General features: G+C 67.1%; 18 protein-coding genes. 9 read left to right on the top strand and 9 right to left on the bottom strand.

The window, feature by feature from the left end; genetic code table 11:
• Positions 1–4 precede the first annotated feature (4 nt).
• Complete coding sequence (purD, locus tag DM450_RS16140) at positions 5–1,291, bottom strand: phosphoribosylamine--glycine ligase (RefSeq protein ID WP_142636490.1); 1,287 nt, start codon at positions 1,289–1,291, stop codon at positions 5–7.
• A gap of 5 nt (positions 1,292–1,296) precedes the next feature.
• Between purD and xseA the strand changes: the two genes are divergently transcribed.
• Genes xseA through DM450_RS16120 form a run of 4 tightly spaced genes read left to right on the top strand, consistent with a single transcriptional unit; the run spans position 1,297 to position 4,984 of the window.
• Entirely contained in the window at positions 1,297–2,826 is a 1,530-nt protein-coding gene (xseA, locus tag DM450_RS16135; protein WP_142636488.1) for an exodeoxyribonuclease VII large subunit, read from the top strand.
• Positions 2,827–2,852: 26 nt separating this feature from the next.
• Positions 2,853–3,056: a DUF2093 domain-containing protein gene (locus DM450_RS16130; RefSeq protein ID WP_142636486.1), complete on the top strand. Its 204-nt coding sequence runs from the start codon at positions 2,853–2,855 to the stop codon at positions 3,054–3,056.
• Positions 3,053–3,925, top strand: coding sequence for a peptidoglycan DD-metalloendopeptidase family protein (locus DM450_RS16125; RefSeq protein ID WP_142636484.1), 873 nt, complete (start codon positions 3,053–3,055; stop codon positions 3,923–3,925). The genes DM450_RS16130 and DM450_RS16125 overlap by 4 nt, the downstream gene beginning before the upstream one ends.
• 45 nt (positions 3,926–3,970) lie before the next feature.
• Positions 3,971–4,984, top strand: coding sequence for an esterase-like activity of phytase family protein (locus tag DM450_RS16120; RefSeq protein WP_260609927.1), 1,014 nt, complete (start codon positions 3,971–3,973; stop codon positions 4,982–4,984).
• Between the two features lie 134 nt (positions 4,985–5,118).
• On the opposite strand, the gene rpmB is transcribed toward DM450_RS16120, so the two are convergent.
• The gene (rpmB, locus tag DM450_RS16115) at positions 5,119–5,403 is read right to left on the bottom strand and encodes a 50S ribosomal protein L28 (RefSeq protein ID WP_142636482.1); all 285 of its coding nucleotides are present in this window, start codon (positions 5,401–5,403) and stop codon (positions 5,119–5,121) included.
• Between the two features lie 116 nt (positions 5,404–5,519).
• On the opposite strand from rpmB, the gene DM450_RS16110 reads away from it, so the two are divergent.
• Positions 5,520–5,975 (top strand): nucleoside deaminase, encoded by a 456-nt coding sequence (locus tag DM450_RS16110; RefSeq protein ID WP_142636480.1) that lies wholly within the window; start codon positions 5,520–5,522, stop codon positions 5,973–5,975.
• Positions 5,976–5,982: 7 nt separating this feature from the next.
• On the opposite strand, the gene nadC is transcribed toward DM450_RS16110, so the two are convergent.
• Both nadC and DM450_RS16100 read right to left on the bottom strand, forming a co-directional pair.
• Positions 5,983–6,843, bottom strand: a complete 861-nt coding sequence (gene nadC / locus DM450_RS16105) for a carboxylating nicotinate-nucleotide diphosphorylase (protein ID WP_142636478.1) — start codon at positions 6,841–6,843, stop codon at positions 5,983–5,985.
• A gap of 156 nt (positions 6,844–6,999) precedes the next feature.
• Positions 7,000–7,674 carry an OmpA family protein gene (locus DM450_RS16100; RefSeq protein WP_142636476.1) on the bottom strand — a complete coding sequence of 225 codons (675 nt, stop codon included), beginning with the start codon at positions 7,672–7,674 and terminating at the stop codon, positions 7,000–7,002.
• Between the two features lie 230 nt (positions 7,675–7,904).
• Between DM450_RS16100 and DM450_RS16095 the strand changes: the two genes are divergently transcribed.
• Entirely contained in the window at positions 7,905–9,239 is a 1,335-nt protein-coding gene (locus DM450_RS16095; protein ID WP_142636474.1) for a hemolysin family protein, read from the top strand.
• 105 nt (positions 9,240–9,344) lie between these two features.
• Here DM450_RS16095 and DM450_RS16090 read toward each other — a convergent pair whose 3' ends face one another.
• The 4 genes from DM450_RS16090 to DM450_RS16075 form a co-directional block, all read right to left on the bottom strand.
• Positions 9,345–9,761, bottom strand: a complete 417-nt coding sequence (locus DM450_RS16090; protein WP_142636473.1) for a DUF3035 domain-containing protein — start codon at positions 9,759–9,761, stop codon at positions 9,345–9,347.
• 4 nt (positions 9,762–9,765) lie between these two features.
• Positions 9,766–10,302 carry a signal peptidase II gene (gene lspA / locus DM450_RS16085; protein ID WP_142636471.1) on the bottom strand — a complete coding sequence of 179 codons (537 nt, stop codon included), beginning with the start codon at positions 10,300–10,302 and terminating at the stop codon, positions 9,766–9,768.
• A complete protein-coding gene (gene ileS / locus DM450_RS16080) occupies positions 10,299–13,178 on the bottom strand; it encodes an isoleucine--tRNA ligase (protein WP_142636469.1) in 2,880 nt (959 codons plus the stop codon). The genes lspA and ileS overlap by 4 nt, the downstream gene beginning before the upstream one ends.
• Positions 13,179–13,315: 137 nt before the next feature.
• Positions 13,316–14,287, bottom strand: a complete 972-nt coding sequence (locus DM450_RS16075; protein WP_142636467.1) for a DnaJ C-terminal domain-containing protein — start codon at positions 14,285–14,287, stop codon at positions 13,316–13,318.
• Between the two features lie 235 nt (positions 14,288–14,522).
• Between DM450_RS16075 and pdxH the strand changes: the two genes are divergently transcribed.
• Positions 14,523–15,140 carry a pyridoxamine 5'-phosphate oxidase gene (gene pdxH, locus DM450_RS16070; RefSeq protein WP_142636465.1) on the top strand — a complete coding sequence of 206 codons (618 nt, stop codon included), beginning with the start codon at positions 14,523–14,525 and terminating at the stop codon, positions 15,138–15,140.
• 10 nt (positions 15,141–15,150) lie between these two features.
• Positions 15,151–16,080: a cation diffusion facilitator family transporter gene (locus tag DM450_RS16065; protein ID WP_142636463.1), complete on the top strand. Its 930-nt coding sequence runs from the start codon at positions 15,151–15,153 to the stop codon at positions 16,078–16,080.
• Positions 16,081–16,163: 83 nt separating this feature from the next.
• Here the strand turns inward: DM450_RS16065 and DM450_RS16060 are convergent, their stop codons facing one another.
• On the bottom strand, positions 16,164–17,345 hold the full coding sequence (locus tag DM450_RS16060) for a serine hydrolase domain-containing protein (protein ID WP_142636461.1): 1,182 nt from the start codon (positions 17,343–17,345) through the stop codon (positions 16,164–16,166).
• Positions 17,346–17,376: 31 nt separating this feature from the next.
• On the opposite strand from DM450_RS16060, the gene DM450_RS16055 reads away from it, so the two are divergent.
• Positions 17,377–17,748: a hypothetical protein gene (locus DM450_RS16055; protein ID WP_142636459.1), complete on the top strand. Its 372-nt coding sequence runs from the start codon at positions 17,377–17,379 to the stop codon at positions 17,746–17,748.
• The last annotated feature ends 150 nt before the right edge of the window (positions 17,749–17,898 follow it).

The raw sequence follows: 17,898 nt of genomic DNA, 5'->3' as shown, positions 1-17,898 counted from the left end.
CGCCTTACTCGCCGGCTGCCTTCTCGCGCGCCACTTCGCGCCAGCCGATGTCGCGGCGGCAGAAGCCGGTGGGGAAATCGATGGCGTCGACGGCGGCATAGGCCCCGGCCTGTGCTTCCGTCACCGAAGCGCCGCGTGCGGTGACGTTCAGCACGCGGCCACCGCTCGCGACCAGCGTGCCGTCCTTCAGCGCGGTACCGGCGTGGAAGACCTTGGCGCCCTGCGCATCGGCCTTGTCGATGCCGTGGATGGCGCCGTCCTTGGCGGGCGTGCCCGGATAGCCGTCCGCGGCCATCACCACGGTCAGCGCGGTATCCGCGCTGAACTTGGGCGGCTGGATCGCGGCAAGGCGATTGTCGGCACAGGCGTGGAGCAGTTCGACGAGGTCCGATTCAAGGCGCATCATCATCACCTGGCACTCCGGATCACCGAAGCGGCAGTTGTATTCGATGAGCTTGGGGCCCTGCGCGGTGAGCATCACCCCCAGGAACAGCACGCCCGAATAGGGAATGCCCTCGTTCTCCAGCGTGCGCACGGTCGGGGCGATGATGCGTTCCAGCACTTCGGCTTCGAGCGCGGGCGTCAGCACCGGGGCAGGGCTGTAGGCGCCCATGCCGCCGGTGTTGGGGCCGGTGTCGCCGTCGCCCACGCGCTTGTGGTCCTGCGCGGAAGCGAAGGGGACGATGGTGGAGCCATCGGTCAGCGCGAAGAAGCTGGCTTCCTCGCCTTCCATGAATTCCTCGATCACGGCCTCGGCACCGGCCTCGCCGAAGCGGCCGGAGAAGATCTCGCGCACGGCGTCCTCGGCCTCGTCCATGGTCATGGCCACGGTCACGCCCTTGCCGGCGGCAAGCCCGTCGGCCTTGATGACCACCGGCGCGCCGAACCTGGCGAGCGCTGCCATCGCGGCGGCCTCGCTGGAAACGCGCTCGTACCCGGCGGTGGGGATGCCCGCGCGTTCGCACAGGTCCTTGGTGAAGCCCTTGGAGCCTTCCAGCTGGGCGGGCTTCCGGTTCGGGCCGAACACCGAAAAGCCCTCGGCACGCAGCGCATCGCCGAGGCCGTCGACCAGCGGCGCTTCGGGGCCGATCACGACCAGCCCGACGACATTCGCCTCGCAGAAGGCGATGACCGCACCGTGGTCGGTGACATCGAGGTCGATGCAGCTTGCCACTTCGGCGATCCCGGGATTACCGGGGGCAGCCCAGAGCGTCTCGCAGAGCGGGGATTGCGCCAGCTTCCAGGCCAGCGCATGTTCGCGGCCGCCAGAGCCCAGAAGAAGGATATTCATTGCCCGTGCCTTTCGATGACGACGAATTCGATGATGGTCGTTCCGGTGGGCTGGTAGCGAAGCAAGCGCCCGGGGACAACGCCGCGCCGCTCTCGATCAGCGAGATTTCGAATCTGCTGAAGCGCACGGTGGAGGATCGATTCGGTTTCGTGCGCCTGCGGGGCGAGCTTTCGGGCGTGAAGCGGGCCGCATCGGGCCACCTCTACTGCGCGCTGAAGGACGACAAGGCGGTGATCGACGGCGTCATGTGGCGCGGCGGCGCCCAGCGGCTGGCGTTCCGGCCGGAAGACGGCGTGGAAGTGATCGCCACCGGCAAGCTGACGACCTATCCCGGCCGCTCGAAATACCAGATCGTCATCGAGACGATGGAGATCGCCGGCGAAGGCGCTCTGCTGGCGCTGCTGGAAAAGCTGCGCGCGCGGCTGGCGGCAGAGGGCCTGTTCGCGCCCGAGCGCAAGCGGCCCCTGCCCTTCCTGCCGCGCGTGATCGGCGTCGTGACCTCACCCACCGGCGCGGTGATCCGCGACATCCTGCACCGTCTGGCCGACCGTTTCCCGAGCCGCGTGCTGGTCTGGCCGGTGCTGGTGCAGGGCGAAGGCGCCGCGCAGCAGATTGCCAATGCCGTGCGGGGATTCTCGGCGATCCCGCCCGGCGGAGCGGTGCCGCGCCCCGATCTGGTGATCGTGGCGCGCGGCGGCGGCTCGATCGAGGACTTGTGGTCGTTCAACGAGGAAGTGGTCGTGCGCGCGGTGGCCGAATCGGCGATCCCGGTGATCTCGGCGGTGGGCCACGAGACCGACACGACGCTCTGCGACTATGCCGCCGATCGCCGCGCGCCGACGCCGACCGCCGCTGCCGAAATGGCGGTGCCGGTGCGCGCGGAACTGGCCGCGACGCTGGACGAACTGGCCTATCGCATGCGTCGCTGCGCGCTGCGCCCGGTCACTCTGGGGCGCGAGCGGCTGGAAGCGCGCGTACAGCGCCTGCCCCGGCCCGAGGCGATTCTCGCGGCCAAGGCGCAGAAGCTGGACGAACTCTCCGAACGCCTGCGCCGGGGCCTGCGCGATGAAGCAGGGGCCAAGCGCGAACAGCTTGGTCGCGTTGCCGGAAAGCTCTCGCTCCCGCTGCTGCGCCACCGCGTGCAGGTTTCCGGCGAGCGGATCGAGCGCGCGGGCCTGCATCCGCGCCTGCTCCAGCGCCGCTGGGCCATGGCACGCGATTCGCTGGCGCCGATGGCCCGCGTGCTGCCGCAGCTCGATCCCGACAAGCCGCTGGACCGGGGGTTCGCCCGCGTCACCGCGCTCGACGGCCGCACCCTGACCACGCGCGAAAAGGCCGCGCAGGAGGCCGCACTTCTGCTGCGATTCCGCGACGGTACGCTGGAAGTCACGCCCGGTTCAGGTAGCGCGGGCTCTATTGATCCGACCCCGCCTGCAGCGGCTGCGGCCGTGTCATCAGGTCCGGTCGAGGGTGCGGTTGTCAGGCGCCCGGTGCGCCAGAAACCTGAAGAACCCAGGCAGGGTGATTTGTTTTGACCAGCGCGACCTGCTAGGATTTGCCCATGCTGATGTCTTCCGCCGATCGTCCCGCCAAGCTTCAATACGGCCCCAATGGTTTCCGCGTGCTGAGCGGCGGCCATTTTGTGCTCTGCGCCGTAACCGGTGAGAAAATCCCGCTCGAGGAACTGCGCTACTGGAGCGTCGAGCTTCAGGAACCTTACGCTACCGCCGAGATCGCGACCAAGCGCCTGCTCGGAAAGGCATGACCCGCAAATTCAGGGGCGCGCTGCTGGGCGGCGCCGCTCTCGCTGCTTGCGTGCTGGGCGGCGCGTCGCCGGCCGCGACAAGCAGCGTGACGGGCGCCGTGACCAGCCCTTCGGGCATGACCTATTCCGGCGAAGTGACGCAGGGCGGCTGGATTCGCGGCAAGGTGCCGCAAGGCACCCGTTCGCTGACCCTCGATGGCGAAGCGGTGAAGATTGCTCCGGACGGCGCCTGGTTCGCGGCATTCGATCGGGACGCCAGGTCCAGCGCGATCCTGGTCGCCACGCTCGCCGATGGTCGCACGGTGTCGCGGACGATCCCCGTCGCCCCGCGCGCCTGGCGGATCGAGAACATCAACATTCCCCGCAAGCCTGGGGGGCCCAGCGAGGCTTTCATGAAGATCCGCCAGCCAGAACTGGACCGGATCAATGCCGCCCGCGCGCGCGTGACCGATGCGCAAGGTTGGCGGCAGCATTTCATCTGGCCGGTGAAGGGGCGCATTTCCGGCCGATTCGGCTCCCAGCGCGTCTATCAGGGGGAGCCGGGCGCTTATCATTCGGGCCTCGACATGGCGACCGGCACCAGCGGCACGCCCTATGTCGCTCCGGCCGACGGGGTGGTGATCCTTGCCGCCGAACGGCCGTTCTCGCTGGAGGGCAACCTCCTGATGATCGACCACGGTATGGGTCTCAACAGCGCTTTCCTGCACAGTTCGCAGATTCTCGTGAAAGAAGGCGATCATGTGAAGCAGGGGCAGGTGATCGGGCGGATCGGCATGACAGGCCGGGCGACCGGACCGCATCTGCACTGGTCGATCAAGTGGAACGATGCGCGGCTCGATCCGATCCTGTTCACGGGGCCAATGCCATGATTTGCGCGGGATAATTGCACAAAGCTGCTTGCGGCCCGGGCACGATTGCCTATCCCGTTTCTTGTGCGCCGCGTCATCGCCCTCTCCGCCGTGCTGGCGCTTCTGCCGCTGACCTGGGCGCGTACGCCGATCCCGGCCCTGAGGGACACGTTCGAACTCGGGTTCGCACCCGTTGCCCTTCCCTCGCCCGATCGGATGGCGGCGCATCTGGGGCCGTTCCATCTCGAACGAATCTGGGAATTGCGCAGTCGAACCCGTCGTTTCGGCAGCTATTCGGCTCTGCTGATCCGCCCGGGCGGAGAGTTTCTGGCACTCAGCGATTCGGGCAATTACCTGCGTTTTCGGGCGCCCGGCGAACCGCAAGTGAACAGCGGAATCGGGGAATTGCCGCTTTCCGATGACGATTCGAAATCGTCGCGCGACGTCGAGTCGGCCACGCAGGATGCTTCCGGCACGATCTGGCTGGGGCTCGAAGGGCGCAATGCGATCTTCCGGATGACTCCCGGACTCGATGTGGCGGACCTGCACGTCGAACGGCGGGTCAGCCCTCCATCGATGCGTGATTGGGGCGTGAACACCGGGCCGGAGGCGATGACCCGTCTGGCTGACGGTCGATTCGTCCTGCTGCGTGAGGGATTTGCGGGCTGGAGTGACCGGCTCCACCCCGCCGTCGTTTTTGCCGGAGATCCCACTGAAAACGCGCGCGTGCAGCAATTCACGTTCGACGGACCGGCTGGCTTCAGCCCCACCGACATGGTGCAACTGCCCGACGGGCGTCTGCTCGTGCTGATGCGGCGGCTGATATGGCCTATGCCCCAGCGCTTTTCCGGACGCATCGCCATTGGCGATCCCAAGGCGATTCGTGCCGGCCAACCCTGGCGGGTCACGGAAGTGGCGCAGCTGTCCTCGGACCTCCCGGTCGACAATTTCGAGGGGCTGGCGGTGGTGCCGCGCGCCGATGGCCAGTTGACCGTCTGGGTGATCTCCGATGACAACTATTCACCGCTCCAGCGCACGCTGCTCTGGAAGATGCGTGTCGATCCGGCGGATTTGCCTTAGGGCCAGCAGGTTGAAGCTGCTCGGAAGGGCACTGTCCGGAATCAGGACATGCAAAAAGGCGCGCATGGCCTAATGCCTGCACGCCCTTGTTGCATGTCCTGAAAATCACGCTTCCCGAAGGAAGCGTGCGAGAATCAGGCGGCCAGCTTCTTCTTGAGCTCGCGCTTCACCTTGAGGGCGCGCGTGCTGAGCTTGGCGTCGGCAGCCTTGAGCAGCCAGTTGTCGAGGCCACCGTTGTGCTCGACCGAGCGCAGGCCGTGGGTCGAAACGCGGAACTTGAAGCTGCGCTCCAGGCCGTCCGACAGAAGCGTGACGTTCTGCAGGTTGGGAAGGAAGACGCGCTTGGTCTTGTTGTTGGCGTGGCTGACGTTGCAGCCGACCTGGCGGCCCTTGCCGGTCAGTTCGCAGATGCGGGACATGTCTAACTCTCGCTCGAAAAAATCTGTTGCCGTTAAGTACGGGAAGGCGCGCCCTTAGCGATTCCCCCCGCGATGGTCAAGTTGCACACAGCTTTTTCAGCCGCTAGCGCTTGGGAATGACCCGATGGCCGCTCCCCCCATACATGCAACTCGCCCTCGCGCAAGCGCGGGAAGCCGCGGACTGCGGCGAAGTGCCTATCGGTGCCGTGGTGGTGAAGGACGGCACGGTGATCGCCGCTGCGCGCAACGGCCCACGCGAGCGGCACGACCCCACCAGCCATGCCGAGATCGAGGCGATTCGCGCGGCGGCGGCGATTCTCGGCAATGAGCGACTCGAAGGCTGCGAGCTCTGGGTGACGCTGGAACCTTGCGCGATGTGTGCGGGCGCGATCTCCCACGCGCGCATCGCGCGGCTCTATTACGGCGCATCGGACCCCAAGGGCGGCGCGGTCGAGCATGGCGCGCGGGTGTTCGAGCATGACCAGTGCCTGCACCGGCCCGAGGTCTACGCCGGGATCGGCGAAAGCGAAGCCGCGCAGATGCTCCGCAGCTTCTTCAGGGCGCGGCGCTGAGGCCGGCTTAGAGCGGGGTGAAGTCCAGCCCGATGTCCGCCGCCGGGGCGCTCTGGGTGAGGCGGCCGACCGAGACGAAGGTCACCCCCGAAGCGGCGATGGCGCCGATGGTGGCGAGATGGACGCCGCCCGAGGCTTCGGTGGGCACCCGGCCATTCACCAGCGCCACCGCCTCGCGCAGCATGTCCGGCCCCATGTTGTCGAGCAGCAGGTGATGTGCGCCCGCCGCGATGGCGGGTTCGATCTGGTCGAGGTGATCGACTTCGCAGATGATCTGGGCAACGCCCGCCGCCCTGGCGCGCGCCACGGCCGGGCCGACGCCGCCGGCGACAAGAACGTGGTTGTCCTTGATCATGGCCGCATCCCACAGGCCCATCCGGTGATTCTTGGCCCCGCCCATGCGGGTCGCGTACTTTTCGAGGTGGCGCAGGCCGGGAATGGTCTTGCGGGTATCCAGCAGGGTGGCGCGGCCCTCCATCGCATCGACGTAGGCCCGTGTCATCGTGGCGATGCCGGAGAGGTGCTGCACGGTATTGAGCGCGGAGCGCTCGCCCGTGAGCATGGCGCGGGCATTGCCGGTGAGGCGCATCAGCTTGGTGCCGGGGGCGACGCTTGCGCCTTCCTCGACCAGGATCTCGATCTCCATCACCGGATCGAGGCTGCGGAAGAAGGCGGCGGCGATCGGCAGGCCGGCAACGGTGATCGCATCGCGCGAATCCATCACCCCGGAAAACCGGGTCTCGGCCGCGATCACGCTTTCGCTGGTGACATCGTGGCCGCCGCCGGGAAAGCCCATGCCGAGATCCTCGGCCAGGGTTGCATCGACAAAGGCGGCGAGGTCGAAACCGGGGATCGCGAAGCTGGTCATGGCGCCGGTCTTTCGCGCGTTCGGAGCGCAATGTCGAGATTGCTCGGGCGCTGCCGGGATGCTTTGCCCGCCCGACACAGGAAAAAGGGGCCGGACTGCGTGTCCGGCCCCTTCCCGATGTTGCTTTTTCGCGGCCAGTGCGCGGCCAGTGCGCCGTCAGTGCGCGGCCTGGGCCTGGTCGGTGGTGACCGGGGTGATCTTGATCTCGACGCGGCGGTTCTTGGCGCGGCCTTCCTCGGTGCCGTTGTCGGCGACCGGGTAGTTCTTGCCCATGCCCTGCGTCTGGATGCGGGCCGAGGAGACGCCCTGCATGATCAGGTAGCGGGCCACCGAATCGGCGCGGCGCTTCGAGAGGTCGAGGTTGTAGGCGTCCGAGCCCACCGAATCGGTATGGCCGTAGACGTCGATCAGGCTGTTCGGATACTGCTTCATCGAATCCGCCACCTTGTTCAGCGCCTGCTGGAACGAGGGGGTGATCTCGGTGGAGTTGAAGCCGAAGGTCACGTCCGGCAGGTTGACGAGGATGCCGTCGCCTTCCTGGGTCACGTCGATGCCTGAACCGGCGGTCTGTTCCTTCAGTTCCTTGATCTGCTTGTCCATCTGGTTGCCGACCACCGCACCGGCCACGCCGCCGATGCCGGCGCCGACGATGCGGGCGCTGCGGCCGCCGATCACGCTGCCCAGCAGATAGCCCAGGCCCGCGCCCGCGCCCGCGCCGATCGCGGTGCGCGAGGCCTTCTTTTCGCCGGTATTGGGATCGGTGACGCAGCCCGAGACGGCCACGAGCGAGATCGCGGCGACAGCCGACGTCAGCAGGCGGGATTTCATCATATTCTTGCCCTTCCTCAGCGAGTTCTTCCGGCGACTATGTGCAGTCGTGCACATGAATAGCATATGGATAATCCCGCAGGAACGAGTGGGATGCCCGCGAGTTCCCGTGCAAGCCGTTGTAATCAGCATCTTGGCTGCATTGCCCGTTGGTGTTTCCGGTGTGTGACGGAATGCTGCATTTGCAACATGCTCTTCGCACCGGCCGCTATTTCTGCTAGCGCGGTTTCATTGTGACGCCCTTTCCCTGGACTGACCTCCTCATCATCGCCGGCCTGATCCTGATCAATGGCCTGTTCTCCATGTCCGAACTGGCCATTGTCTCGGCGCGCGCGGCGCGTCTGAAGATATCCGCCGACAAGGGTAGCCGGGCCGCGAAGACCGCGCTCGACCTGGCGGCGGACCCCGGCAAGTTCCTCAGCACCGTGCAGATCGGCATTACCCTGATCGGCATCATCGCCGGCGCCTATTCGGGTGCCAGCATGGAGCAGCCGGTGTCCGAGCGGCTCGAAGCCTGGGGCGTGCCCGCGCGCTTCTCGCACGAGAGCGCCTTCACGCTGGTCATCATCGTGACGACGTACGCCAGCCTCGTTGTCGGCGAACTGGTGCCCAAGCAACTGGCGCTGCGTTCGGCGGAAGCGGTGGCGCTGGTCATGGCGCAGCCGATGATCTGGCTGTCCAAGGCGATGGCGCCGTTCGTCTGGTTGCTGGATCGCTCCTCGGGCCTGATCCTGCGCCTGATCGGCGTGCGCCGCGGCGGTGACGAGCAGATCACCGCGGAAGAACTCCAGATGATCTTTGCCGAGGCCACCCGTTCCGGGGTGATCGAGGAGGAAGACCGCGCGATCATGACCGGCGTGATGCGTCTGGCCGACCGCCCGGTGCGCGAGGTGATGACCCCGCGCAACCAGGTCGACTGGATCGACATCGATGCCGACATCGAGACTCTGCGCGCCAAGATCGAATCCTCGCCGCACTCGCTGCTGCCGGTCGCGCGGGAAAGCGCGCCCGATACGGTTCTCGGCATCCTCAAGCTGCGCGAAGTGCTTGCCGCGCTGGTGGCAGGGCGCCCGGTCGAGATCGCGGCCTTGATGAAGAAGGTCGAGGTGATCCCGGACCAGCTCGATGCGATGGATGCGCTGCGCAAGCTGCAGCAGTCCGAAGTTCCGATGGCGGTGGTCCACGACGAGTACGGCCACCTCGAAGGCATCGTCACCACTTCCGACATGCTGGAGGCCCTGGCGGGCAGCTTCGTGAGCCACCAGGACGAAGGCGATGGCCCGCTGCTGGTCGCGCGCGAGGATGGTTCGCTGCTGGTCTCGGGCCTGATGCCGGCCGACGGGCTGGCCGACCGGCTCGGCGTCACCCTGCCCGACGACCGCGAATTTGCGACGGCGGCGGGTTTCGTGCTGGCGGTGCTCAAGAAAGTGCCCAAGGAGGGCGAGCACTTCACCGAGCAGGGCTGGCGCTTCGAGGTGGTCGACATGGACGGCCTCAAGATCGACAAGCTGTTGGTGGAGCGGATCGACGACGAGGCGGGAGAGGACGGAGTGGCCGGCGAAGGCTGATCCGAGCGGGGGATCCGCAGGGTTGGAAGCCGCGCACCCCGATACGAAAAGAGCCGGAAAGCGGGGTTCGCTTTCCGGCTCTTTTCGTATCGGGGTTCGAGAACCTCAGCCGCCGATGGCGGTCTGCGCGCTCTGGCCGTCGCCTTCGGGGGCGGCGAGGATCGCGCGGGTCACCTGGCCCTTGGCGACGGTGTAGGTGCCCGGATCGCCCACGGTCGAGCGGATCGCGGGATCGGCGGGGCCGGCAAGGTTCAGCGTCGTCTTCTCGACATCGCTGCGGGCCTGCGGACCGCCGAACAGGGCATCGAGCGTCTGCTGCTGGATGGTGTCGTCGCTCGGGCGCGGCTGGCCTTCCTTGGGCGGGGTCAGCGCGAAATCGGGCGGCACGACCAGCGGCGTCTGGCGCTGGACGGCGAATTCGTCGGGACCGGCGTGATTGAACATGCTGGTGGTTCCGCAGCCGGACACGAGCGCCGCACCGGCGGCGACGAGGATCAGGGCTCCGGTCTTCTTCATGGGCATCAACTCAAATCTCCGGGGCGGCATCAGCCGTGTCGTGACCGCCGTTCGTGTCCGGCTTGTCGCGCGAAAGCAGTGAACGGGCAAGGATAATCAGGACGCCGATGGTGATGGCGGCATCCGCGATGTTGAAAACGAGGAAAGGACGGAACTCGCCGAAGTGCAGGTCGGCATAGTCGACGACATAACCGTAGCTGAAACGGTCGCGGATATTGCCCAGCGCGCCGCCCAGAACCAGCGAAAGTGCGGCGATTTCCGCCATCTTGCGTTCGCGCAGCAGCCAGACCAGCACAAAGATGGCGATCAGGCCGGTCATGGCGACAAGCGCCCAGCGGCCCTCGGGCGAGCCGGCGGTGAACAGGCCGAGCGAGACGCCGTAGTTCTCGGTCCAGCGGAAGTTGAAGATCGGCAGGATCTCGATCACCCGTTCCACCGTGGGCAGGGTCTTGAGGTTGCCGATCATCCACAGCTTCACCGCCTGGTCGACCACAAAGACCGCAGCCGCGACCAGCAGCCCGATCAGGCGGTTGCGCCACAGGTTCATGCGGGCGTCTCCAGCGCGCCGACCACGTCGTCGCAGCGCCCGCACAGGGCGCCGTCTTCCGAAACCTCGGGAAGGTGGCGCCAGCAGCGGCCGCACTTGTGGTCGGTGGAGGGCGAGACAGTCACCTCATCGCCCTGCCCGCGCTCGACTTTCGCGGTGATGAACAGTTCGGCGAGGTCGCCTTCCGGAGCATTCGCGGGAACAGTCACGGTCGCGGCAAGGCTGGAGCCGACGATCTTCTCGCGGCGCAGCGGTTCGATGGCTTCCGTCACCTTCACGCGCAGGGCGCGCAGGTCTGCCCAGCGGGCGGCGTCCGCTTCCACGGCGGGAACTTCCGGCCATTCGAGCAGGTGCACGCTGTCGCTGCCCGGGAAGCGGCTCTGCCAGACTTCCTCGGCGGTGAAGACGGTGACCGGCGCGGCATAACGCACCAGCGCGTGGAACAGCGTGTCCAGCACGGTGCGATAGGCGCGGCGCTTCGGGTCCGACGGCGCGTCGCAGTAGAGGCAGTCCTTGCGGATGTCGAAGAAGAAGGCCGAGAGGTCTTCGTTGCAGAAGTCCAGCAGGGTGCGCACGTAGGTATTGAAGTCGAAGTCCGCGACCGCCTGGCGCAGCGTGGCATCGACGCCCGCCAGCAGCGAGAGCACGTAGCGCTCCAGCTCGGGCATCTCTTCGACCGGCAGCTTCTCGTCGTCCGAGAAGCCGTCGAGCGCGCCCAGCAGGTAACGCATGGTGTTGCGCAGCTTGCGGTACTGGTCGGCCACGCCCTTCAGGATCTCGTCACCGATGCGGTGATCCTCGGTATAGTCGACCGAGAGCGCCCAGAGACGGATGATGTCGGCGCCGTTGGTTTCCATCACCTTGATCGGGCTGATGGTGTTGCCGAGCGACTTCGACATCTTGAAGCCCTTGGCGTCCATCGTGAAGCCGTGGGTCAGCACCGCCTTGTAGGGCGCATGGCCGCGCGTGGCACAGCTTTCGAGCAGCGAGGACTGGAACCAGCCGCGATGCTGGTCGCTGCCTTCGAGGTAGAGGTCGGCAGTCGGGCCGACGTGATCCTCGGCGGGCACCAGTTCGGGCCAGCGGCCGGATTCGAGCACGAAGGCGTGGGTCGAGCCGGAATCGAACCAGACGTCGAGAATGTCGACCACGCGCTCGTAGTCATCGGCGCTATAGGTGTCGCCGAGGTATTCCTGCGCGCGCGCGTCCGACCAGGCATCGACGCCGATCTCGCGGATGGCGGCGATGATGCGCGCGTTCACTTCGGCATCGACGAGGTATTCGCCGCTCTTGCGGTTCACGAACAGGGTGATCGGCACGCCCCAGGCGCGCTGGCGTGAGAGCACCCAGTCCGGGCGGCCTTCGACCATGGCGCCGATGCGGTTGCGGCCCTTTTCGGGGACGAAGCGCGTCTCGGCGATGGCGTCCAGCGCGGCCTGGCGCAGCGTCGGCGAGGCTTCGGCGGTTTCGTCCTGCGGATCGATGGCGCCGCCCTCGCCTTCCCAGCGGCGTTCGGCGCGGGTGGTCGAGGGCAGGTGGCCGAGCACCTTGTCCATGGGCACGAACCACTGCGGGGTGCAGCGGAAGATCACCTTGGCCTTGGAGCGCCACGAGTGCGGGTAGGAGTGCTTGTAGTCGGCCGAAGCCGCCAGCAGTGCGCCTGCTTCCTTGAGGTCCGCACAGATCGGGCCGTCGGGGGCATTGAACTTGGGATTGATGACCGAGCCTTGACCGCCCAGCCAGCCCCAGTCCTCGCGGTACTTGCCGTCGGCCTCGACCACGAACTTGGGGCCGATGCCGTTGGCCTTGCAGAGCAGGAAGTCGTCCTCGCCATGGTCGGGCGCCATGTGGACGAGGCCGGTGCCGCTCTCGGTGGTGACGAAATCGCCCGCGAGCAGCGGACGCGGCTCGGCGAAGAAGCCGCCCAGCGCGTGCATCGGGTGACGGGCGAGAGTTCCTGCGAAGAGATCCTTGCCGAGATATTGACCCAGCGAACGGCCATTACCGCTTTCAGGATCATAACCCCAACGGCGCATGGATGCGGCTTGGAGATCGGAGGCAACAACAAAACGACGGCCGTCAAATTCGACGATCTCGTAGCTTACCTCAGGCCCGTAGGCGAGCGCCTGGTTGGTCGGGATCGTCCACGGGGTGGTTGTCCAGATCACCGCATAGGCGCCGACCAGTTCCGGCACATTCGGCGATTCGGTGATTTCGAAAGCCACGTCGATCTGGGTCGAGACGATGTCCTCGTACTCGACTTCGGCTTCGGCCAGCGCCGTCTTCTCGACCGGGCTCCACATCACCGGCTTGGCGCCGCGGTAGAGCATGTCGTGCTCGGCGAACTTCAAGAGTTCGGTGACGATGGTGGCTTCGGCCTGGAAGTCCATGGTGAGGTAGGGCTTGTCCCAGTCACCGTTGACGCCGAGGCGCTTCAGCTGCTCGCGCTGCACGTTCACCCAGTTCTGGGCATAGGCACGGCATTCGGCGCGGAATTCCTCGGCGGGAACCTCGTCCTTGTTCTTCTTCTTCTTGCGGTACTCTTCCTCGACCTTCCACTCGATGGGCAGGCCGTGGCAGTCCCAGCCGGGGACGTAGGGTGCGTTCTTGCCCAGCAGGGTCTGGGTGCGCACGACCATGTCCTTGAGGATGTGGTTCAGCGCATGGCCGATGTGCATGTCGCCGTTGGCATAGGGCGGGCCGTCATGCAGCACGAACTTCTCGCGGCCGGCGCGGGCTTCGCGGGTCTGTGCGTAAATGTCCTGTTCCTGCCAGCGCGCAAGAATACCCGGCTCCTTCTGGGGGAGCCCGGCCTTCATGGGGAAATCGGTCTTCGGCAGGAAGACGGTGCTGCGATAGTCACGCTGTTCGGTCATAACCGCTGCGCACTAGAGCAATTGCGGGCCCGTTGGAAGGGTGCGGATGCGCGGTTTGCAAACCGCGCATCCCTGGAAAATGCCTGAAGGGCATTTTCGTGTCAGATCCGGCTTTCGCCGGATTCCAGACGGGCCCCTCAGACCCCCAGCTTGGCGCGCACGTCGCGCGCATCCTTCCAGCCCTCGAGGCGCTTCAGCAGGTCTGCATCGCCTTCGGGCAGGGTGATCTGGAGGCTGATCAGCAGGTCCCCGCGAGAGCCGTCCTTGCGGGTCATGCCGCGCCCCTTGAGGCGCATGACCTTGCCCGAGCTGGCGCCCGCCGGGACCGAGAGCATCACCGCGCCCGAAGGCGTCGGGGTCTTCACCTTGGCGCCGTGAAGCGCCTCGTCGAGCGTGACCGGCAGGTCGAGCCGCAAGTCGTCGCCGTCCTGATGGAAATGGCTGTGCGGCTGGATTTGCAGGGTGATGATGGCATCGCCGGCGCCGCCGGGGCCGTGCTCGCCCTTGCCGGCAAGCCGCATCTGGGTGCCGTCCTCGAGCCCGAGCGGCAGCTTGAGGTCGATGGTCTTGCCGTCCGACAGGGTGATGCGCTGCGGCTTGAGTTCCGCCGCGTCGAGCAGGGGAACCGAGAGCCGGTAGGTCACGTTGGCGCCGCGCGGCGCGGCGCGGCCGCGGCCCGCACCGCCGCCGCCCATACCGCCGAACCCGCCGCCGCCGCCGCGCTGTCCCGCGCCGCCGAAGATGCCGCCGAACAGGTCTTCGAGGTCGATCCCGTCATTGCCGCCGAAGCCGCCCGAAAAGCCGCGCTGCCCGCCGCCGCCGAAGCCCGCGCCGCCAAAACCGCCCTGACCGCCGCCGCCGCCGAATCCGCCAAAGCCCATCGGGTTGCCATCGGCATCGATCTCGCCGCGATCGAACTTGGCCCGCTTGTCCTTGTCGGAAAGCAGGTCGTAGGCGGCGGTCACTTCGGAGAAGCGCTCGGCCGCCTTCGGGTTGTCCTTGTTGGTATCGGGATGGAGTTCCTTGGCCAGCTTGCGATAAGCCGACTTGATGTCCTTCTCGCTGGCCGTGCGCGATACGCCAAGGGTGGAATAAGGGTCTGCTGCCATGGGCCCTAGCTAGGATCGTGCGCGCCGCTCGGCAAGCGATGCTTTCCTAGTTCTTTCACCGCAGCTATGGCGAGGCGCATGTGCTTCCCCCCGCACGGGATTTGCCGAGGATCAAGGCAGGTCCGGGCGAGGGCGGGCAGGAGTGTTGCGGCTCGCGGGATTTCTCCGGCCGAAACGTGTAGACCGTGCCTGCCGTTCCCGTGTGGAGCGGCCCGCACCAATTCAGGAATTGCAGATGGACTCCCAGCAGGCGCACGAGGTCATTCCCCACGGCGATCCCTTTGCGCTGTTCCAGACCTGGTACGACGAGGCACGGGCGAGCGAACCCAACGATTCGAACGCGATGGCGCTGGCAACGGCGACGGCGGACGGACTGCCCTCGGTGCGCATGGTGCTGCTCAAGGGCCACGGCCCGGACGGCTTCGTGTTCTACACCAATGGCCATAGCCGCAAGGGCCGCGAGATCGCGCAGAACCCCCATGTCGCGCTGCTGTTCCACTGGAAGAGCCTGCGCCGCCAGATCCGCATCGAGGGGGTGCTCTCGCCGGTGAGCGATGCCGAGGCGGATGCCTATTTCCACTCGCGTGCCCGCGATTCGCAGCTCGGCGCGGTCGCCTCGGACCAGTCGGCCCCGCTCGACAGCCGCGAGACCTTCCTGGCCCGCTACGAAGAGGTCCGCGGCCGGTTCGAAGGCGGCGCGGTGGAACGCCCGCGCCACTGGACCGGCTACCGCGTGGTCCCCTCGGCCATCGAGTTCTGGCACGACCGCGATTTCCGGCTCCACGAACGCCGCCGCTTCGTGCGCGACGAGGCGGCTCCGGCGGGCTGGACCAGCTCGCTGCTCTATCCCTGACCGGCCCGGCATGAGCGACCACGCCTTCCTCACCCGCAGCGCCGCCTTTGCCAGCATCGGCGCGGCCGCCGTGCTGCTCGCGCTCAAGGCCTGGGCGGCCTGGAGCACGGGATCGACCGCGATGCTCGGCAGCCTGGCCGACACCACGCTTGATCTTGTCGCCAGTCTGGCGACCTTGCTCGGCGTGTGGATCGCGGCGCAGCCGGCGGACGACAAGCACCGCTTCGGCCACGGCAAGGCGGAGGCGATCGCGGCGTTGTTCCAGATCGTGCTGATCTCGATCTCGGCGCTGGGCATCGCCAGCCGCGCGGTCGAACAGTGGGTTTCCGGGCATGAGGTGAAAGGGGCCGAGGGCGGCATCGCCGTCTCGGCGGTGGCGATCGTGGTGACCTTGGCGCTGGTCGCCTGGCAGCGCCACGTGATCCGCCGCACCCGCAGCATCGCCATTCATACCGACAGCGTGCATTACCAGTCCGACCTTCTGCTCAACATCGCGGTGATCGTCGCCCTGGTGCTGGAGAACTACGCGGGGCTGGCCGGGGCGGACGCGCTGTTCGGGCTGGGCATCGCCGCGTGGCTGGCCTGGGGGGCATGGGGCGCATCGCAGGCCGTGCTCGACCAGCTGATGGACCACGAATGGCCGGCCGAGAAGAAGCAGCGTTTCCTCGAAGTGCTGGCGCAGAACCCGGACATCACCGGCGTTCACGACTTGCGCACGCGCACATCGGGCAACAGGGACTTCGTGCAGTTCCACGTCTGGGTCGATGCCGAGATGACCGTGCGCGAGGCGCACAAGGTCATGGACGCGATCGAGGACCGGCTTCACGCGGTGTTCCCGGATCTCGAGATCCTGATCCACCCCGATCCGGAAGGGCTGGTCGACGAGATCGGTCCGGCGGGCAAGGACGTACTGCCGCCGATTCGCGTGACGATGGATTAGGATCGGTTGTCCGCAAGACCGGCTGGGGGCGCGGGCTGGTGCCGCCACAAAATGCCCCGGGGGCATTGGCGCGATAGAGAATCTCAGACCCCGCCCGGGAACATCGCCAGCAGCTTGCCCAGCCGGTCGTGCAGTTCGGTTTCCTGCGCGCGGTCGCTTTCGCCAAGGCGCACTACCGTCAGCAACTGGTCGGGCGAGCCGATCACGTATTGGCCATATTCGCCCACGCAGGCGAAGGCATTGGCCGGCGCCATGCCGGGGAACAGCGTTGCCCCGCCCTCGCCCTTGGCCTCGCTGGCCTTGGCGCGGTTGAGCCAGACCCCGGCGCCATAGGCGGTATTGCGCGGGGAGGGGGAAAGCATGAACTGCACCCAGCGGCGCGGCAGCACCTGTGCGCCCTGCACCGATCCGGTGTGGCGCAGGAACTCGCCCAGCTTGCCCCAGTCGCGCGCCGAGGCATGGACCATGGCCGAGCCGATCATCGTGCCCTTGAGATCGTACCCCACCAGCGTCGAATTCATGCCGAGCGGCAGCAGCACCCGGTTGCGCAGGTATTCGCCCACCGCGACGCGGCGGCGGTCGGGCGTGGGATCGGGGGAGAGCACGCGGGCGGCAAGATCGGAGAGAATCACCGGCGTCGCCGCGCTGTTCTCGAACACCGTGCCGGCCCGGGCTTCGAGCGGCTGCGCCTCGGCATAGGCGGCCATGTCGTCGCGCCCGTCGAGGAACAGCATGCGCATGCGGTCGGACTGGCGGGCGATTTCGGAGGCAGGCTCGGATGCGGGCGGACCGCTTTCCTCGTGGCGCAGGCCGGAGCGCATCTGCAGGAGCTGGCGCAAGGTAACCTCGCCGCGCGGGTCGCCGGGGCGCTGCCATTCGGGGATCGGCGCCGATTCGTCGAGCCGCAACCGGCCGTCGCTGACCAGCTGGCCGATCATCAGCGCGGTCACGCACTGGCCCATGCCCCAGCCTTGCAGGCGGGTATCGCGCTTGATTCCGGCACCATAGCGCTCGACCGCGATGGAGCCGCGTTTGAAAATCAGCAGGGCATCGGTGCGGCCGACTTCGGTCTCATCGAACAGGCCGTCGATCGCGCGGCCGAGCGATTCGCGCGGGGCGCCGCCATCGTCGTGAATGGCGGCCTGCGATTCCGCGCTTGGCGGGGGAGGGCCGTCCGGCTCGGACTTTCCGCAGCCCGAGAGCGGTGCCAGCAGGACTGGCACCATGAGGAAGGCGAGGATATGGGGAGGGCGGCGCACCGGCATGACGCGGGTGTGATGTGCGAGGCGCGAACGGATGGCAACAGCCGGAACATACAGGGCGGGGGACAGGCCGTCGGCGCGGTGGCTGCGCTATGCCCTGCTGCTGGCGGCGCTGGTGCTGGCTGCGTTGCTGGCCATGGCCTGGCCGGGGCTGCGCGGGCAGGCGATCGTCGCCACCGCGTTCGCCGCGCGCACCGGCTGCGTGTGCCGATTCGTGTCCGAGCGGGACATCGGTTCGTGCAAGGGCGATCTGGCGGCGGCCAGACTGGGCCGCGTGGCTGGTCTGGTCTCGCTTTCCGAGGATGCGCAAGGCCATGCGGTGAAGGCCAGCGTGCCGCTTCTGGCCAGCCAGACCGCGACGTTTGCCCCCGATCGCGGCTGCCAGCTGGAGCCCTGGACGCGCTGACGCGTGCAAGGATTGCAATCGGGTTGCGCCGAATGCAATCATTGCCATCCGGTTTCCCTTGCGGGCCGCTACGGTTGCGATAGATTCATGCCTGTCGAAACGGCAATTTCCATGAAGGAGCAGGTGTAGCGGCGTTACGGCTTGAGCTTT

It is taken from the genome of Sphingomonas sp. IC081 (assembly GCF_006874585.1).
Classification (GTDB): Bacteria; Pseudomonadota; Alphaproteobacteria; order Sphingomonadales; family Sphingomonadaceae; genus Novosphingobium.
This window is presented reverse-complemented; position numbering and strand designations above follow the sequence as displayed.

Coding starts and splice junctions, on each gene's coding strand:
- purD (WP_142636490.1), bottom strand. CDS start 1,291: ATGAATATCCTTCTTCTGGGCTCTGGCGGCCGCGAACATGCGCTGGCC.
- DM450_RS16130 (WP_142636486.1), top strand. CDS start 2,853: ATGCTGATGTCTTCCGCCGATCGTCCCGCCAAGCTTCAATACGGCCCC.
- DM450_RS16125 (WP_142636484.1), top strand. CDS start 3,053: ATGACCCGCAAATTCAGGGGCGCGCTGCTGGGCGGCGCCGCTCTCGCT.
- rpmB (WP_142636482.1), bottom strand. CDS start 5,403: ATGTCCCGCATCTGCGAACTGACCGGCAAGGGCCGCCAGGTCGGCTGC.
- DM450_RS16110 (WP_142636480.1), top strand. CDS start 5,520: ATGACCCGATGGCCGCTCCCCCCATACATGCAACTCGCCCTCGCGCAA.
- nadC (WP_142636478.1), bottom strand. CDS start 6,843: ATGACCAGCTTCGCGATCCCCGGTTTCGACCTCGCCGCCTTTGTCGAT.
- DM450_RS16100 (WP_142636476.1), bottom strand. CDS start 7,674: ATGATGAAATCCCGCCTGCTGACGTCGGCTGTCGCCGCGATCTCGCTC.
- DM450_RS16090 (WP_142636473.1), bottom strand. CDS start 9,761: ATGCCCATGAAGAAGACCGGAGCCCTGATCCTCGTCGCCGCCGGTGCG.
- lspA (WP_142636471.1), bottom strand. CDS start 10,302: ATGAACCTGTGGCGCAACCGCCTGATCGGGCTGCTGGTCGCGGCTGCG.
- ileS (WP_142636469.1), bottom strand. CDS start 13,178: ATGACCGAACAGCGTGACTATCGCAGCACCGTCTTCCTGCCGAAGACC.
- DM450_RS16075 (WP_142636467.1), bottom strand. CDS start 14,287: ATGGCAGCAGACCCTTATTCCACCCTTGGCGTATCGCGCACGGCCAGC.
- pdxH (WP_142636465.1), top strand. CDS start 14,523: ATGGACTCCCAGCAGGCGCACGAGGTCATTCCCCACGGCGATCCCTTT.
- DM450_RS16065 (WP_142636463.1), top strand. CDS start 15,151: ATGAGCGACCACGCCTTCCTCACCCGCAGCGCCGCCTTTGCCAGCATC.
- DM450_RS16060 (WP_142636461.1), bottom strand. CDS start 17,345: ATGCCGGTGCGCCGCCCTCCCCATATCCTCGCCTTCCTCATGGTGCCA.
- DM450_RS16055 (WP_142636459.1), top strand. CDS start 17,377: ATGGCAACAGCCGGAACATACAGGGCGGGGGACAGGCCGTCGGCGCGG.